Annotated in this window: 15 protein-coding genes; 13 read left to right on the top strand and 2 right to left on the bottom strand. The window is 51.5% G+C overall.

Going from position 1 to position 15,031, the window contains the following annotated elements; genetic code table 11:
* Nucleotides 1-11: 11 nt before the first annotated feature.
* From LC084_RS17710 to LC084_RS17695, 4 genes are all read left to right on the top strand, one after another.
* Entirely contained in the window at nt 12-713 is a 702-nt protein-coding gene (locus LC084_RS17710; protein ID WP_226572510.1) for a GntR family transcriptional regulator, read from the top strand.
* 113 nt (nt 714-826) lie between these two features.
* Nucleotides 827-2,005 (top strand): M20 aminoacylase family protein, encoded by a 1,179-nt coding sequence (locus LC084_RS17705; protein WP_226572509.1) that lies wholly within the window; start codon nt 827-829, stop codon nt 2,003-2,005.
* A gap of 2 nt (nt 2,006-2,007) precedes the next feature.
* Nucleotides 2,008-2,814: a pyrroline-5-carboxylate reductase family protein gene (locus LC084_RS17700; RefSeq protein WP_226572508.1), complete on the top strand. Its 807-nt coding sequence runs from the start codon at nt 2,008-2,010 to the stop codon at nt 2,812-2,814.
* Between the two features lie 28 nt (nt 2,815-2,842).
* Nucleotides 2,843-3,226, top strand: a complete 384-nt coding sequence (locus LC084_RS17695) for a RidA family protein (protein ID WP_226572497.1) — start codon at nt 2,843-2,845, stop codon at nt 3,224-3,226.
* A 1-nt stretch (nt 3,227) separates the two neighbouring features.
* On the opposite strand, the gene LC084_RS17690 is transcribed toward LC084_RS17695, so the two are convergent.
* Complete coding sequence (locus tag LC084_RS17690; protein WP_226572496.1) at nt 3,228-3,686, bottom strand: GNAT family N-acetyltransferase; 459 nt, start codon at nt 3,684-3,686, stop codon at nt 3,228-3,230.
* A 466-nt stretch (nt 3,687-4,152) separates the two neighbouring features.
* Complete coding sequence (locus LC084_RS17685) at nt 4,153-4,947, bottom strand: SDR family NAD(P)-dependent oxidoreductase (RefSeq protein WP_226572495.1); 795 nt, start codon at nt 4,945-4,947, stop codon at nt 4,153-4,155.
* Nucleotides 4,948-5,053: 106 nt separating this feature from the next.
* Between LC084_RS17685 and LC084_RS17680 the strand changes: the two genes are divergently transcribed.
* The 9 genes from LC084_RS17680 to LC084_RS17640 all read left to right on the top strand — a co-directional run bounded on the left by LC084_RS17680 (nt 5,054) and on the right by LC084_RS17640 (nt 15,031).
* Complete coding sequence (locus tag LC084_RS17680; RefSeq protein ID WP_226572494.1) at nt 5,054-5,956, top strand: LysR family transcriptional regulator; 903 nt, start codon at nt 5,054-5,056, stop codon at nt 5,954-5,956.
* A 405-nt stretch (nt 5,957-6,361) separates the two neighbouring features.
* On the top strand, nt 6,362-7,501 hold the full coding sequence (gene arnB / locus LC084_RS17675) for a UDP-4-amino-4-deoxy-L-arabinose aminotransferase (protein ID WP_226572493.1): 1,140 nt from the start codon (nt 6,362-6,364) through the stop codon (nt 7,499-7,501).
* Nucleotides 7,502-7,510: 9 nt separating this feature from the next.
* The gene (arnC, locus tag LC084_RS17670) at nt 7,511-8,485 is read left to right on the top strand and encodes an undecaprenyl-phosphate 4-deoxy-4-formamido-L-arabinose transferase (protein WP_226572491.1); all 975 of its coding nucleotides are present in this window, start codon (nt 7,511-7,513) and stop codon (nt 8,483-8,485) included.
* Nucleotides 8,482-10,464, top strand: coding sequence for a bifunctional UDP-4-amino-4-deoxy-L-arabinose formyltransferase/UDP-glucuronic acid oxidase ArnA (gene arnA, locus LC084_RS17665; RefSeq protein ID WP_226572489.1), 1,983 nt, complete (start codon nt 8,482-8,484; stop codon nt 10,462-10,464). Before arnC ends, arnA begins: the two co-directional genes overlap by 4 nt.
* Complete coding sequence (arnD, locus tag LC084_RS17660; RefSeq protein ID WP_226572487.1) at nt 10,461-11,351, top strand: 4-deoxy-4-formamido-L-arabinose-phosphoundecaprenol deformylase; 891 nt, start codon at nt 10,461-10,463, stop codon at nt 11,349-11,351. The genes arnA and arnD overlap by 4 nt, the downstream gene beginning before the upstream one ends.
* A gap of 11 nt (nt 11,352-11,362) precedes the next feature.
* Nucleotides 11,363-13,012: a lipid IV(A) 4-amino-4-deoxy-L-arabinosyltransferase gene (gene arnT, locus LC084_RS17655; RefSeq protein WP_226572485.1), complete on the top strand. Its 1,650-nt coding sequence runs from the start codon at nt 11,363-11,365 to the stop codon at nt 13,010-13,012.
* Complete coding sequence (arnE, locus tag LC084_RS17650; protein ID WP_226572483.1) at nt 13,012-13,347, top strand: 4-amino-4-deoxy-L-arabinose-phosphoundecaprenol flippase subunit ArnE; 336 nt, start codon at nt 13,012-13,014, stop codon at nt 13,345-13,347. Before arnT ends, arnE begins: the two co-directional genes overlap by 1 nt.
* The gene (arnF, locus tag LC084_RS17645) at nt 13,347-13,742 is read left to right on the top strand and encodes a 4-amino-4-deoxy-L-arabinose-phosphoundecaprenol flippase subunit ArnF (protein ID WP_226572481.1); all 396 of its coding nucleotides are present in this window, start codon (nt 13,347-13,349) and stop codon (nt 13,740-13,742) included. The genes arnE and arnF overlap by 1 nt, the downstream gene beginning before the upstream one ends.
* A gap of 83 nt (nt 13,743-13,825) precedes the next feature.
* Nucleotides 13,826-15,031, top strand: coding sequence for an MFS transporter (locus tag LC084_RS17640; protein WP_226572479.1), 1,206 nt, complete (start codon nt 13,826-13,828; stop codon nt 15,029-15,031).

Here is a 15,031-nt window from a genome sequence, read left to right as displayed (position 1 = left end):
AAGGGGATAATGTGGTTGCTATTAAAAAGAAATCCCGTAGCGCCGACAGCGTTGAAAAAGTCTACGAGAAAGTTAAAGGGCTGGCGATTGATTACCATTTTCGCCCTGGCGAAAGGGTGAATGAGGTTGAACTTGCCGCACAACTGGGGGTGTCTCGCACACCAGTGAGGGAAGCACTTAACCGGTTGTCTAAAGATGGTTTCATGAACTTTGTCCCGAACAAAGGGTTTTATTCACGCGATCTGACACCGGAAGGTGTTAGAGAGTTGTACGAAGTGCGCATGGTCATCGAACAATCCACTTTTCGCTTTGCCTGCCAACGGGCAACTGACGAAGAAATCGCGGCGACAACAGCTATCTGGGAAGAAGTAAGCCAGCATCGCCCGCCACAAAATGACCAGGACTGGGCCAAAATTGCCGAAATTGATGAGCGCTTCCATATGGAAATCGCCCGTATTTCTCATAACAGCCGGTTATACGAAATGCTCGACAGCCTCAATTCATTGAGCCGTTTCTTTCGGCGCATTGATTTAGAGACTCCCGTACGACGCAATAATGCGTATGACGAACATGTCGATATTATTGCCGCTCTACGCCAGCGCGATATTGAAAAAGGCGTTGCGCTGATTGAACAGCATATTTCATTGAGTGCTGAACATGCCATTGAAGTAACCAAAGAAGGTCTGGCCCGGATTTATTTCGGCAAACCCTGATACCTGAAGGGAAACTCACTGACCTGATAATTGAGCGAACTGACACTCGGTTCGCTGTAACGTTTTTTCCTGTGCAACGCGCTGGCGTTGTGCGGTGACAATGCAGAGGAAATATGCAGCCAATTCCCGAGGATATTATTCAGCAAGCCGTGACCTGGCGGCGTGAAATTCATGCCAACCCAGAAATCGGCCTGCAGGAGTTTCATACTTCAGCCAAAATCAGTGAATTGCTGGAAACATTCGGGCTCGAAGTACATACCGGCATGGCTGGCACCGGGATTATTGGGGTGCTGCGTAATGGCAAAGGGCCGGCCATTGGTATTCGTGCAGATATTGACGCACTGCCCATCCAGGAAAACAACACTGTGGCGTGGTGTTCGGCTTCCCCCGGTACGATGCATGCTTGTGGGCATGATGGGCACACAGCGATTTTGCTGGGGGCTGCTCGTTATTTAAGCCAGACCAGAGCGTTTACGGGAACGGTCTGTTTTATTTTCCAGCCAGCAGAAGAAAACGCTGGTGGTGGGCGCTTAATGGTGGAAGAAGGTTTGTTCGACCGCTTCCCGATGTCAGCGGTTTACGCACTGCATAACTGGCCCGGTTTGCCTGTGGGGGAAGTGGCGGTGAACCCTGGGCCGATGATGGCCTCACAAGATAACTTCTTTATTACTCTCACGGGCGTTGGTTGCCATGCGGCCATGCCAGAAAAAGGTGCCGACCCGGTACTCGCCGGTGCGCACTTGATTACGGCGCTGCAAACCATTGCCACCCGGCGTCTTTCCCCACTGGACAGTGCGGTGATTAGCGTGACCCAACTCCAGGCGGGCGAAGCGATTAATGTCGTTCCTGAAACGATGCAACTTTCCGGAACGCTGCGTTGCCTGAGCCAGCGTGCACGTGCGCAGTGCCAGGCGCTAATGGCGGAATATGTTGAACAACTGGCCGGGCCATTTGGTGTCCGTGGTGAAATTCAGTGGGAATATGGTTATCCCGTTACTGTCAACCATGCTGACCAGGCGGCAACCCTTGCCCATGCAGCGCGTAGCACGCCAGGTATCACTCAGGTGCATACCCAACTTCCTCCTTCAATGGCCGCGGAAGATTTCGCCTATTTGCTTGAAGCCTGCCCTGGCGCTTACCTCTGGTTAGGGGCTGATGGCCCAACGCCCGGCGCTTCATTACACAACCCTTATTACGATTTTAATGACCAACTTATTGCCCCCGGTATTGGTCTTTGGGTATCGCTGGTAGAGCAGTCATTAAATCCTGTTGCAGTGACTTCAGAGGATTAACGATGAGCCAGATTCACTTTATTGGTGCCGGCCAGATGACCGAAGCCATTATTCGCGCAGCCCTGAAACGCGAAGCGGTACAACCTGATGCGATTACGTTATCGGATATCGACCCGGAACGGGTGGCGACACTGAAAGCGCGTTACGCATTAAGTAATACGCACTTCGAGGTATTGCCCGATGCGCTGGCTGCGGCGGATTACATTGTGATAGGGGTGCGCCCACAAGATGATATCCCCGGTGTTGCCCAACTGATTAACCAGCATGCCAAACCCGGGGCTACTGTGGTGTCGATTATTGCGGGAGTGACGCTGGCCCGGCTGGCATCGCTATTGGGTGAAGACCGCCCGGTGGCACGAATTATCCCTAACACACTGACAGACACGGGTCTTGGATACAGCGGCGTGGCATTTAACGCGCACGTTGACAGTGTGCCGTTGATGCCCTTTCTGGAGAGTTTCGGCAAGGTCATGTTACTGGAAGAGCGCCTGATAGACACCTTTACTGGGTTTGCTGTCGCCGGGGTGAATTATGTTTATTACTTTGCCGAGGCACTGGCGGATGCAGGTGTGCTGGCCGGGTTAACCCGTGCTCAATCAACGCAAGTGGTGTGGGAAAACTTGGTGGGTGCTGTATCCATGCTGAAATTATCGGGTTTGCACCCACGCCAGCTAATGGATATCAATAACTCTCCTGCCGGGGTGGGAATTAATGGGTTGTATGAACTGAATAAGAGTGATTTTGCCGCGGGTTTGCAAAGCAGCGTGCTGGCGGCAGTTCGCCGTACTACCGAACTTTCTGGTCAATAATAATCTCGTTTTTAACAAGGTCGTGAATATGTCAGCAATTTCAACATCAAAAGCACCAGCCGCAATTGGGCCTTATGTTCAGGGTGTGGATCTTGGTTCACTGGTGATGACTTCCGGGCAAATCCCGCTTAACCCGTTAACAGGCGAAATGCCTGAAGATATACAGCAACAGACCCGCCAGTCTCTGGAAAACGTGCGGGCAATTGTTGAAGCCAGTGGTTTACAAGTGGCGGATATTATTAAAACCACGGTTTTTGTTAAGGATCTCAACCATTTTGCTTTAGTAAATGCTGAGTATGAATCCTTTTTCCGTGAGCATCAGGCGCCTTTCCCGGCGCGCTCCTGTGTGGAAGTGGCACGGTTGCCGAAAGATGCCGGTGTGGAAATAGAAGCGATTGCCGTGCGCCGTTAAATTACACCAGTGCCTTTTCCATAAACACACTTAAGGGATCGGGTTGGTAAGGGGCAAACGCTTCACGTATTTCGAACTGGCAGTTTTGGTACAGGCGAATTGCCGCGTGCTGGTGGATGCCGGTTTCCAGCCGTAGCCAGGGAAGGCTGTGCTGACGCGCTACATCTTCCAGGCATGCCAGTATTTTTTCACCCAGTTTATGGCCACGCCAGGCTGGCCGAATATACATTCGTTTTATCTCGCCCTTATTTTCCCCTTCCAGCACCACTGCGCCGCATCCTACCCTTTCCCCCTGCTCTGAACGGGCAATCAGGCAGTATATATGTGCTTCGGGCTGTGCCTGTAGATCCAGGCTGTGGCAACTGTCTGCGGGATACAACGCGTTTTGCCAGTTATCCAGTTCAGTAATGAGTTGTTGTAATTCGGGGTGGTTCGCCGGGGTGGGTTCAAGATAAAACATCGCAGGGCTCCTTTTTGGCTTATCTCACCGGGAAGACACTGTAAAAGCAAGACAAACCCGGCGGAATAAGAAAAGGATCTAGGGGTTATAACGAAAAAAGCCGCCCTTAGGCGACTTCTTCCGGCTGTTCCCTCAGCGACCATTTGGTGAAACAGGCCAGCCTGGCCCGGTGTTAAAATTGGGAAGGTTAACGCATGCGACAGAACAGGTTGTTTTTTAAACTTATACAAAAATATTGACTAATTTATGTACACGTTATCTGTCTTTGATTTGTTAACCATCGCATAAATTCTGGTTGAAGTGATCATAATAAAATTTTATGGAAATGAAAATGACATTTATTTGAGATTAGTCCTCAATAATTTTGAATGTGTTTCAGAATATTTGAAGCAGGAAATGAGCAGGCACTCGAAAGTGCCTGACAATATTTTAATCGGGGTTATTGAAGACGGGCTGACAGAGGAAACTACAGAATGTCGTCTACGACACCGCCATCGACGCGTAGTGCGGCACCCGATGTAGCGGAAGCCTGTGGTGAGCATATATACACTACCATATTGGCGACTTCTTCCACGCTGGCCGCACGCTGAATAACGGAAGAAGGGCGGTGAGCCATAACAAACTCTTTAGCCAGCGTTTCCAGCGATTTACCTGTCCGTTCTACTTCATCTTTCATCATGGTGGCAAAGCCATCAGAAATCGTCGGCCCTGGCAGAACACTGTTCACCGTGACGCCAGTCCCGGCTACGTATTTTGCCAGCCCGCGCGCCAGAGCGAGTAGTGCTGTTTTGGTTACGCCATAATGAATCATGTCTGCCGGAATATTACGGGCTGATTCGGACGAAATAAACACCACTCGCCCAAAGCCTTGTTTTGTCATGGCGGGTAACAGCGCGCGTGACAGGCGAACGCCAGACATCACGTTGGTTTGCCAGTAGTTTTCCCAGGTGGCGTCATCGGTGTCGTAAAAATCCTGTGGGCCATAAATTCCCGCGTTATTCACCAAAATATCAACCTTGGGGAGTTGCTTCAGTAATTGCTCAACCCCAGAGGCATCCTGCAAATTAGCAACCGCACCCTGTAATTTTGCGCCAGGAACTTCACCCTGCAGTTTACGGGTGGCTTTTGCGACGCTCTCTTCACTGCGACCATTCAGGATAACTACTGCACCGCTGGCAGCCAGTTCTTGGGCAATGGCAAAACCTATTCCGCCAGTTGAAGCGGTTACCAGTGCTGTTTTCCCGGAAAAATCAATTTTCATGGATTTATCTCCTGTGGTGAATGTAAGGGGTATCTGTCAGTTTGCGGCTTTGCTATATTTTTTCAATCATCAATTATAGATAATCATTCTTTCCATGAGGTTAATAATGGCGCTACTGGACGACCTGACTTCATTACGTATTTTTGAGCGCATCGTTGCAGGTGGCAGCCTTTCATCAGCAGCTCGTGATTTAGGCTTATCGCTTGCTGTGGTGAGTAAACGCCTGTCAGAGCTGGAGCGTCGCATGGCTATTCGGCTTATCAATCGCAGTACCCGCCAGTTATCGGTAACGGAAGAGGGGGCGCTGTTTTATGACCACTGCATGCGCATTTTGGCAGCGGCGGAGCAGGCCGAAGAAGCCATGACTGGCCGCAATGGCCGGGTGTTCGGCACATTACGGTTGTCTGCACCTCATGGGCTTGGCCGGCGGTATATTGTTCCGGCTTTGGCTGCCTTTACTGAACAGTACCCGGAAGTGAATGTGGATGTTTCTTTGAATGACGAAATCGTCGATTTAGTTGCTGGCGGCTATGACCTGGCCATTCGCTACGGTACACCGAATGATTCTCGCCTGTTTGTTCGCCCCCTGGCTCCAAACCGCCGGTTGTTGTGTGCTTCACCAGCCTATCTTGCCCGCAAAGGCATACCTGAAACGGTCCAGGATTTAACTCACCATGACTGCATTCTGATTGGTCATTCACCCGCAGTAGATTGGGCTTTCAATGAAGGTGATACGCGTATTTCGGTGAAAGTTCAGGGGCGTTATGTCTGTGATGATGGCGCAGCGGCGCATGAGCTGGCGTTGTGCGGAGCTGGAATCGTGATGAAATCAATTTGGGATGTAGGCGACGATGTATTGGCCGGGCGGTTAATTGAAGTTCTCCCTGGCGATAAAATCCCGGCGGCACCGTTAAATGCCGTGTACTTACACAGCCGGTTTTTAGCGCCTCGCGTGAGGTTATTCGTTGCTTTTCTTACAGAAAGAATGTCACAAGCCTGGAAATGGTAATTAAGAAAAGAGAATGACACAAAAATTAAATAGTAATGACAAATGAGAGTTTCGTCACATTTTATTGCCATTCAATAGGCTGCTTCTTACTTAACTTTTTACATTTCATTTAATGTCAGTTTATTAATTGTGAAATATTTAAAAATAATCATAAATAGACTGGCAACTTTCTGATTTATAACCAAACTTAATAATGGCTTTACGCCAAATTAGTCCGTTCGGGTGATAGCCCGCCTTAAGTCTTTTCTAAGAAACAGCTGTTAGTTTACAGCCGTTGAGGTGTGGTTGATACACGGATGCGCTTTGTTATAGCGCCATTTATCTTATTGAGAACAGAATAATAACAACGCATATCTTTCTGAAAGCGAAATTTATTATTTAGATGATAGTTAAAGGAAACATTGCATGAGTGAGTTTCTGCCGTTCTCACGCCCGGCATTAGGCGAATCTGAATTGAGCGCCATTGCTGATGTACTGTCTTCGGGGTGGATTACCACTGGCCCGAAAAACCAGGCCCTGGAATCCGCATTTTGCGAATTAACAGGCAACCAGCACGCAATTGCTGTCAGCTCGGCGACAGGGGGGATGCATGTCACGCTGATGGCGCTGGGCATTGGCCCGGGAGATGAGGTGATTACTCCCTCCATGACCTGGGTGTCCACAATCAATATGATCTGCCTGCTGGGCGCAGAACCCGTGATGATTGATGTTGATAAAGACACACTGATGGTTACGCCAGAAGCGATTGAGGCCGCACTGACACCCCGCACTAAAGCGATAATCCCTGTGCATTATGCCGGTGCTCCGGCAGACCTTAGCGCAATACGTGCGTTGGGGGCAAAGCACGGTGTCGCCGTCATTGAAGATGCGGCTCATGCCGCTGGCACATACTACCGGGGTGAACATGTAGGTAACTGTGGCACGGCAGTTTTCTCGTTTCACGCGATTAAAAACATGACCTGTGCCGAAGGCGGCCTGGTGGTGACTGACGACGAGCAGCTTGCCAAACAAATCCGCAGCCTCAAGTTTCACGGGCTGGGGGTTGATGCTTATGACCGTCAGACTCATGGGCGAGCGCCCCAGGCAGAAGTGATAACCCCTGGTTACAAATACAACCTCACCGATATCAACGCAGCGATAGCACTGGTTCAGCTTGGCAAACTGCCGCAACTAAACCTGCGGCGTAAAGCTATTGCTGAACGTTACGGGCGTGAACTGGCGGATACCCCTTATCTACCGCTTGCTCTGCCTGAATGGCCCCACGAGCATGCCTGGCACTTGTTTATTTTGCGTGTAGATGAAGCACGCTGTGGGCTTTCCCGCGATGCATTAATGACGGAACTAAAAGCCCGCAATATTGGCACCGGCTTGCACTTCCGTGCCGCTCACACCCAGAAATATTATCGCGAACGCTTTCCGGGCCTTGTATTACCCAATACTGAATGGAACAGCGACCGTATTTGCTCTATTCCGTTATTCCCGGATATGACTGATGACGATGTCACCCGGGTAATTACTGCACTGCGCGATATTGCAGGTTGTTGAGGTTTAGTTATGTCCACAATACAAAAAGTCTCGGTCGTTATACCTGTTTATAACGAGCAGGAAAGCCTTCCCGAGCTTATTCAGCGCACAACGGCAGCCTGCCAGCAGTTGCCCTGCGACTGGGAAATTTTATTAGTTGATGATGGTAGTAGTGATGACTCTGCCCGGTTAATGACCGAGGCCGCGCAGCAACCCGCAAGCCACCTGGTGGCGGTATTACTCAACCGTAATTACGGCCAGCATTCGGCGATTATGGCCGGTTTCAGCCATGTGAGCGGTGATTTGGTGATAACCCTGGATGCCGATTTGCAAAACCCCCCGGAAGAAATTCCCCGTCTGGTGGCAAAAGCCAGCGAAGGTTATGACGTGGTCGGGACGGTGCGGCAAAACCGTCAGGACAGCCTGTTTCGTAAAAGCGCATCACGCATGATTAACCGGCTTATCCAGCGCACCACTGGCAAGGCGATGGGGGATTACGGTTGCATGTTACGTGCTTACCGCCGCCATATTATTGATGCCATGCTGCACTGTCATGAGCGCAGTACCTTCATTCCTATTCTTGCCAACACTTTTGCCCGCAAGACCACGGAAATCCCGGTTCAGCACGCGGAACGTGAACACGGCGATTCTAAATACAGCTTTATGCGCCTGATTAACCTGATGTACGACCTGGTGACTTGCCTGACAACTACACCATTACGCTTGCTGAGTGTGTTTGGCAGCGTTATTGCGTTGCTCGGTTTCCTGTTCGCTGTGTTGTTAGTGGCATTGCGGCTGATCTTTGGCCCCGCATGGGGTGCCGAAGGGGTATTCACGTTGTTTGCCGTGTTGTTCATGTTTATTGGTGCCCAGTTTATTGGTATGGGACTGTTGGGTGAATATATCGGCCGAATCTACAACGATGTCCGTGCCCGCCCCCGCTATTTTATCCAGCAAGTTGTGAGCAGTAATCATCAAGAATCTCAAGAGGATGAGCAAGAATGAAAACCGTCGTGTTCGCTTACCATGATATGGGGTGTGTTGGGTTGACCGCTCTGCTAGAGGCGGGTTATGAAGTCAGCGCTATTTTCACCCACCAGGACAACGCCGGAGAAAACCCGTTTTTTGGCTCTGTAGCGCGTATTGGCGCAGAGCGCGGTATCCCCGTGTATGCGCCGGATGATGTGAACCATCCTCTGTGGGTTGACCGCATTCGTGCTCTGGCACCAGATGTAATTTTCTCTTTCTATTACCGCAACCTGATTTGCCAGGACATTCTTGAATGTGCTCCTGCTGGCGCATTCAATTTGCATGGTTCTTTATTGCCGAAATACCGTGGGCGCGCACCACTGAACTGGGTTCTGGTTAATGGTGAAAAAGAAACCGGCGTAACACTGCACAAAATGGTCAGCCGGGCGGATGCCGGGGATATTGTTGCTCAGGCAGCCGTTGCTATTGCGCCGGAAGATAACGCGCTGAGCCTGCACCACAAGCTGACGGCACAGGCGCGCACTCTGTTAAGTGATATTCTGCCAAAAATTCGCGCCGGGAATGCGCCGGGCCGTGCGCAGGATAATAGCCAGGCCAGTTATGTTGGCCGCCGTACGCCAGAAGATGGCCGCCTTGACTGGAGCCGGGATGCCAGAGATTTACACAACCTGGTGCGTGCTGTTGCACACCCCTGGCCTGGCGCTTTTGGCTATGCCGGGATAACCCGCTTTGTGGTCTGGTCATCTCGCCTGGTTGATGGCTACCCCGCAGCGCGTGCGGGCACGGTGGTATCCACTTCACCTCTGGTAGTTGCTTGTGGTTCGGGTGCTCTGGAAATTGTCACCGGCCAGGCAGACAACGGGGTGTATATGCAGGGTGGGCAACTGGCCCAAACCCTGGGTTTAGTTGAAGGTGCCATTTTAAGCCACGCGCCTGTTGTAGCCGCAAAACGCCGCACGCGGGTGCTGATTCTTGGGGTTAACGGGTTTATTGGTAACCACCTGACTGAACGCCTGTTGCAGGATGAAAACTACGAAATCTTCGGCCTGGATATTGGTTCTGATGCCATCAGCCGCTTCCTTGGTAACCCGCATTTCCACTTTGTGGAAGGGGATATCAGTATTCATTCTGAGTGGATCGAATACCACATTAAGAAGTGCGATGTAGTGCTGCCGCTGGTGGCGATTGCTACGCCAATTGAATACACCCGTAACCCACTGCGTGTATTTGAACTGGATTTTGAAGAGAACCTGAAAATTATCCGTGATTGCGTGAAATACAAAAAACGCATCATTTTCCCGTCTACTTCAGAAGTGTATGGCATGTGTACCGACCCGGTGTTCGATGAAGACCACTCGAACCTGATTGTTGGCCCAATTAACAAACAGCGCTGGATTTACTCGGTATCCAAACAATTACTCGACCGGGTAATTTGGGCTTACGGTGAAAAAGAAGGCCTGCGCTTTACCCTGTTCCGCCCGTTTAACTGGATGGGGCCGCGCCTGGATAACCTGAATGCTGCACGTATTGGCAGTTCACGAGCTATTACGCAGTTGATCCTGAACTTGGTGGAAGGTTCACCTATCAAGCTTATTGATGGTGGCCGCCAGAAGCGCTGCTTCACTGACATCAGCGATGGCATTGAAGCGTTGTTCCGGGTTATCCAGAATAAAAATGGCAAATGTGACGGGCAGATTATCAACATTGGTAACCCGGAAAACGAAGCAAGTATTAAAGAACTGGCAGAAATGTTGCTGGCAAGCTTTGAGCGCAATCCACTGCGCAAACATTTCCCGCCATTTGCTGGTTTCCGTGAGGTGGAAAGCAGCACCTATTACGGAAAAGGCTACCAGGATGTTGAGCACCGCAAACCCAGTATTCGTAATGCCCAGCGTTTGTTAGGCTGGACGCCAACAGTGGAAATGGAACGCACCATTGATGAAACGCTGGATTTCTTCCTGCGTACCGTGGAACTGCCGGAAGATAAGGCATGAAACGCGTAGGTTTGCGGATTGATGTCGATACCCTGCGAGGAACCCGTGACGGGGTTCCTCGTTTACTGGAAAGCCTGGCCCGTTACCAAATACAGGCCAGCTTTTTTTTCAGTGTGGGGCCGGACAACATGGGCCGCCATTTGTGGCGGCTGGTGAAGCCCAAATTTTTGTGGAAGATGCTGCGCTCACGCGCGGCTTCTTTGTATGGGCTGGATATTTTGCTGGCGGGTACGGCATGGCCGGGAAAGCTAATTGGTAAAGCGAACCAGGACGTCATTCGTGAAACCGCCCGGCACCATGAAGTGGGCTTGCATGCCTGGGATCATTTCGCCTGGCAAACCTGGGCGGGTGTTTGGCCACAGGAAAAACTCGCAGCTCATATTCGCCAGGGTAAAGACGCGCTGGAGCAGATTATTGGTGCGCCGGTTACTTGTTCCGCAGTGGCAGGCTGGCGTGCAGACCAGCGTGTTGTCGCTGCCAAACAGCCCTTTGGTTTCCAGTACAACAGTGATTGCCGTGGGCGGATGCCTTTCACGCCAGTGCTGGGTGATGGCTCCCGGGGGACAGTCCAAATTCCCGTAACCCTGCCAACCTGGGATGAAGTGGTTGGCCAGTCTGTGGATGCCGCGGGGTTTAACCGGTTTTTACTGGATAAAATTCACGCTGATTCTGGTGTGCCGGTTTACACCATCCATGCTGAGGTGGAAGGCATCATTTTTAACCCGCTTTTTGAACAGCTTCTCGAGCAGGCCCGGCGTGAAGATATTGAATTTTGTCCGCTTTCCGCACTGTTGCCTGAAGACCACTCGCTGTTGCCTGCCGGGCAAATCTACCGACATGAAATAGCTGGCCGTGAAGGCTGGCTGGGATGCCAACAACCTGTTTAACGGTAATCTTGATGAAATCAACAAAGACGCTGTTTGTGCTGCTGGCCTGCTATGCATTGTATTATTTGTTGCCCCTTGAGTTCCGCCTGTTATGGCAACCGGATGAAACGCGCTATGCCGAAATCAGCCGGGAATTACTGGCGGCTGGGAATTGGGTGGATCCCCATTTTCTGGGCGTGCGTTATTTCGAAAAACCGATAGCTGGCTACTGGATCAATAACCTGAGCCAGTTGTTGTTTGGACATAATAATTTTGCGGTACGGTTTGGTTCGGTTTTTTCCGTCACACTCAGTGCGCTGATGGTGGTTTGGCTGGCGAAACGTATCTGGAAAGATAACGCCACAGCCGTGATGTCTGGCGTTATCTTTCTCACCTGCTTTTTGGTGTATGGCATTGGGACATACGCGGTTCTCGACCCAATGATAACGTTGTGGCTAACCGCGGCAATGTGCAGTTTCTGGGTTGCCAGTGAAGCACAGACCACCAGAGGCAAAATCGGTGGCTACCTGCTGCTTGGTCTGGCCTGTGGAATGGGCGTGATGACTAAAGGCTTCCTCGCGTTGGCCGTGCCGGTTATCGGTGTTTTACCCTGGGTGGCCGTACATAAACGCTGGAAAGAAGTCCTGCTGTTTGGGCCCCTGGCGGTAATCAGTGCCACTCTAATTACACTGCCCTGGGCACTGGCGGTTGCGCGCCTGGAGCCTGATTTTTGGCACTATTTCTTCTGGGTGGAACATATTCAACGTTTTGCTGAGAGCAATGCCCAGCATAAAGCGCCGTTTTGGTATTACCTGCCTTTCTTGCTGGCTGGTACGCTACCCTGGCTTGCTTACCTGCCAGGCGCACTAAAATCCGGTTGGGTAAAGCGGCACAGCCATTCTGGCGCGGTTTATTTACTGGGTTGGGTGGTGATGCCCATTCTCTTTTTCAGTATCGCGAAAGGGAAGTTGCCTACCTATATTCTCCCTTGCTTCGCCCCGTTAGCCATTCTGCTGTCACATTATGCCCAGGCGGCTGGCTCAGGTATTCGCCGGTTGAATGGCTGGATTAATATCGGCTTTGGCTGCGTGTGTACGCTGGCCGTACTCTTTGTGCTGGCTCCCTTTGGCCTGGCCAAACATCCGCTCTACCAAACTACCGAGTTGTTTAAAGTCTTTTGCGCCGTGCTCGCCTTTGTGTGTTGGGCTGTGGTGGGCTGGGTTTCTTCCCGCGGTTGGCAACCACGCTGGCAACTTGCTGCATTGTGCCCATTAGGGTTGGCTTTATTAGTCGGGGCGGCAATTCCGGATCAAATTATCGATTCCAAACAACCCCAGGCCTTTGTGGAAAATGTGCAGGGCGAACTGGCGGGTAGCCGTTATATTTTGAGTAATAATGTGGGAACCGCTTCTGCGATCGCCTGGGCACTAAAACGCAGTGATATCAATATGTATGGCTCACCGGGGGAGTTGGCTTATGGCATGAGCTACCCGGATGCCAGGGGTAAATTGGTACCAACGGCAGAGTTCCCCACCTGGTTGAGCAAGCACCGCCAGCAAGGTAATGTTGCTCTGGTGCTGTTACTTTCGCGCCACGGGGTTGTTGATGAGCATGAGGTTCCCAAACCGGATGCTATTGTTCACCAGGGGCGATTTGTCCTTTACCTGTATCACCAAAAATAATGGGTATTAGTGGAATAATTATTGCCAGCCTGCTCAGTTGCCTGGGGCAATTGTGCCAAAAACAAGCAGCTTGTATGCCTGCAGGTTCAGCTGGGCGTCATCGCGCCTGGCGGTGGTTATTTCTTGCGTTGGTGGCAATGGGGCTTGGGCTGCTGGTGTGGCTGGTAGTACTGCAATCGGTGCCGGTTGGCCTGGCTTACCCGATGATGAGCCTGAACTTTATTTGGGTTTCTTTGGCGGCGCACTGGATTTGGGGCGAGCGTTTAACACGGCGGCACTGGTTGGGTATTATGCTGATTATTCTGGGGATTATTTTGCTGAGCGGTGGCGTGTAATGGGGTATTTGCTGGCGTTATCTAGCGTGTTATTAGTCACCGCAGCCCAACTGGCAATGAAGCTGGCAATGGGCCGTTTACCGGCAGTCTGGCCCTTACCAGATTTTATTCTGGCCATACTCCATATCGCTCCAGGCAGCCTGTGGCTGGTGGCAGGGGTTGGCGGCTACCTGGCCTCAATGGTGTGCTGGTACGGTGCACTGAAAAAACTACCACTGAGCAAAGCCTACTCTCTGTTAAGCCTGAGCTACATTTTAGTGTGGGCCGCGGCAATTTGGTTGCCCGGCTGGCACGACACTTTCTCCTGGCTGAATTTGCTGGGTGTGTTATCCATTATGGCAGGCGTTACGCTGGTTATCTGGCCGGGGAAAAACACGGTGCAGCGGCAGCAGTAATTCACACCGAATAATCGAAGAAACCCGCACATTTTCAGGGTATAGTGAATTATTTGGTAACTTATTATTTCTGGTAACCTCCCATGTCAGCCCCTGTTTCAGAAGCCCCGCTCAGTGGTGCGCGCCTGAATTTGCGCATCGGCTCCATCGTTATGTTCAACTTTGCCAGCTACCTTACGATTGGCCTGCCTCTGGCTGTGTTGCCGGGCTACGTCCATGACATTATGGGGTTCAGTGCATTCTGGGCAGGCCTGGTTATCAGTCTGCAATATTTTGCGACCTTATTAAGCCGCCCGTATTCTGGCCGTTCGGCTGACCGCTTTGGGCCCAAACGCGTGGTGATTCTTGGGTTATGCGGTTGCCTGCTTAGTGGCGGCTGCTACCTTTTGGCCGCCAGTCTTGAATACCTGCCTGTTGTGAGCCTTGCGGTATTGTGCCTGGGGCGGGTTATTCTCGGCCTGGGGCAAAGTTTTGCTGGTACAGGGTCAACGTTGTGGGGCGTGGGAGTGGTTGGTTCGGCGCAAATAGGAAAAGTGATTTCGTGGAATGGTATTGCCACTTACGGTGCCATGGCCTTGGGGGCCCCACTTGGTGTATGGATTTACCACCTGGGGGGATTGTTCCTGTTGGCGCTGGTTATTATGGGTGTGGCATTACTGGCAATTCTGCTGGCGCTTCCCCGCCCTCATGTGAAAGCCAGTAAAGGCAAGCCACTGCCGTTTCGTGCTGTATTGGGCAAAGTATGGGTGTATGGCCTGGTGCTGGCGCTGGGTTCAGCTGGTTTTGGGGTTATCGCCACCTTTATTACACTGTTTTTCCAGGCTAAAGGGTGGCCCGATGCTGCTTTCGCTCTGACGTTGTTCAGTGGCGCATTTGTCGGGACACGTCTGTTATTTCCTAATGCCATTAACCGCCGGGGTGGTGTGTTTGTGGCAATGTGCTGCCTGAGCATGGAGATTGTTGGCCTGGTGCTGGTGGGGTTCTCAATGTCTCCATGGGTGGCAAACATGGGCGCGTTACTGGCGGGTGCCGGTTTTTCGTTGGTCTTCCCCTCTTTGGGTGTGGTGGCTGTTAAAGCCGTGCCGCAACAAAACCAGGGCAGTGCACTGGCAACCTATACCGTATTTATGGATATGTCGCTGGGTATTACCGGGCCACTTGCCGGGTTAGTGATGGCATGGGTGGGTGTTCCGGCTATCTATTTTGGTGCTGCTGGGCTGGCGGGAATTGGGTTATTACTAACATGGTGGATGAAAAACCGGCCTGCATTACAGGCCGGCCAGGCATAA

The sequence above is a fragment of the Mangrovibacter yixingensis genome, assembly GCF_020523985.1.
Classification (GTDB): Bacteria; Pseudomonadota; Gammaproteobacteria; order Enterobacterales; family Enterobacteriaceae; genus Mangrovibacter; species Mangrovibacter yixingensis.
Note: the sequence above shows the minus strand (reverse complement) of the source record. Positions and strands in the feature narration are given on the sequence as shown.

Bases quoted from the DNA above. Each gene is read 5' to 3' on its own strand.
- LC084_RS17640 (WP_226572479.1), top strand. From the start codon at position 13,826: ATGTCAGCCCCTGTTTCAGAAGCCCCGCTCAGTGGTGCGCGCCTGAAT.
- arnF (WP_226572481.1), top strand. From the start codon at position 13,347: ATGGGGTATTTGCTGGCGTTATCTAGCGTGTTATTAGTCACCGCAGCC.
- LC084_RS17685 (WP_226572495.1), bottom strand. From the start codon at position 4,947: ATGAAAATTGATTTTTCCGGGAAAACAGCACTGGTAACCGCTTCAACT.
- arnA (WP_226572489.1), top strand. From the start codon at position 8,482: ATGAAAACCGTCGTGTTCGCTTACCATGATATGGGGTGTGTTGGGTTG.
- arnB (WP_226572493.1), top strand. From the start codon at position 6,362: ATGAGTGAGTTTCTGCCGTTCTCACGCCCGGCATTAGGCGAATCTGAA.
- arnC (WP_226572491.1), top strand. From the start codon at position 7,511: ATGTCCACAATACAAAAAGTCTCGGTCGTTATACCTGTTTATAACGAG.
- LC084_RS17680 (WP_226572494.1), top strand. From the start codon at position 5,054: ATGGCGCTACTGGACGACCTGACTTCATTACGTATTTTTGAGCGCATC.
- LC084_RS17700 (WP_226572508.1), top strand. From the start codon at position 2,008: ATGAGCCAGATTCACTTTATTGGTGCCGGCCAGATGACCGAAGCCATT.
- arnD (WP_226572487.1), top strand. From the start codon at position 10,461: ATGAAACGCGTAGGTTTGCGGATTGATGTCGATACCCTGCGAGGAACC.
- arnT (WP_226572485.1), top strand. From the start codon at position 11,363: ATGAAATCAACAAAGACGCTGTTTGTGCTGCTGGCCTGCTATGCATTG.
- LC084_RS17690 (WP_226572496.1), bottom strand. From the start codon at position 3,686: ATGTTTTATCTTGAACCCACCCCGGCGAACCACCCCGAATTACAACAA.
- LC084_RS17705 (WP_226572509.1), top strand. From the start codon at position 827: ATGCAGCCAATTCCCGAGGATATTATTCAGCAAGCCGTGACCTGGCGG.
- LC084_RS17695 (WP_226572497.1), top strand. From the start codon at position 2,843: ATGTCAGCAATTTCAACATCAAAAGCACCAGCCGCAATTGGGCCTTAT.
- arnE (WP_226572483.1), top strand. From the start codon at position 13,012: ATGGGTATTAGTGGAATAATTATTGCCAGCCTGCTCAGTTGCCTGGGG.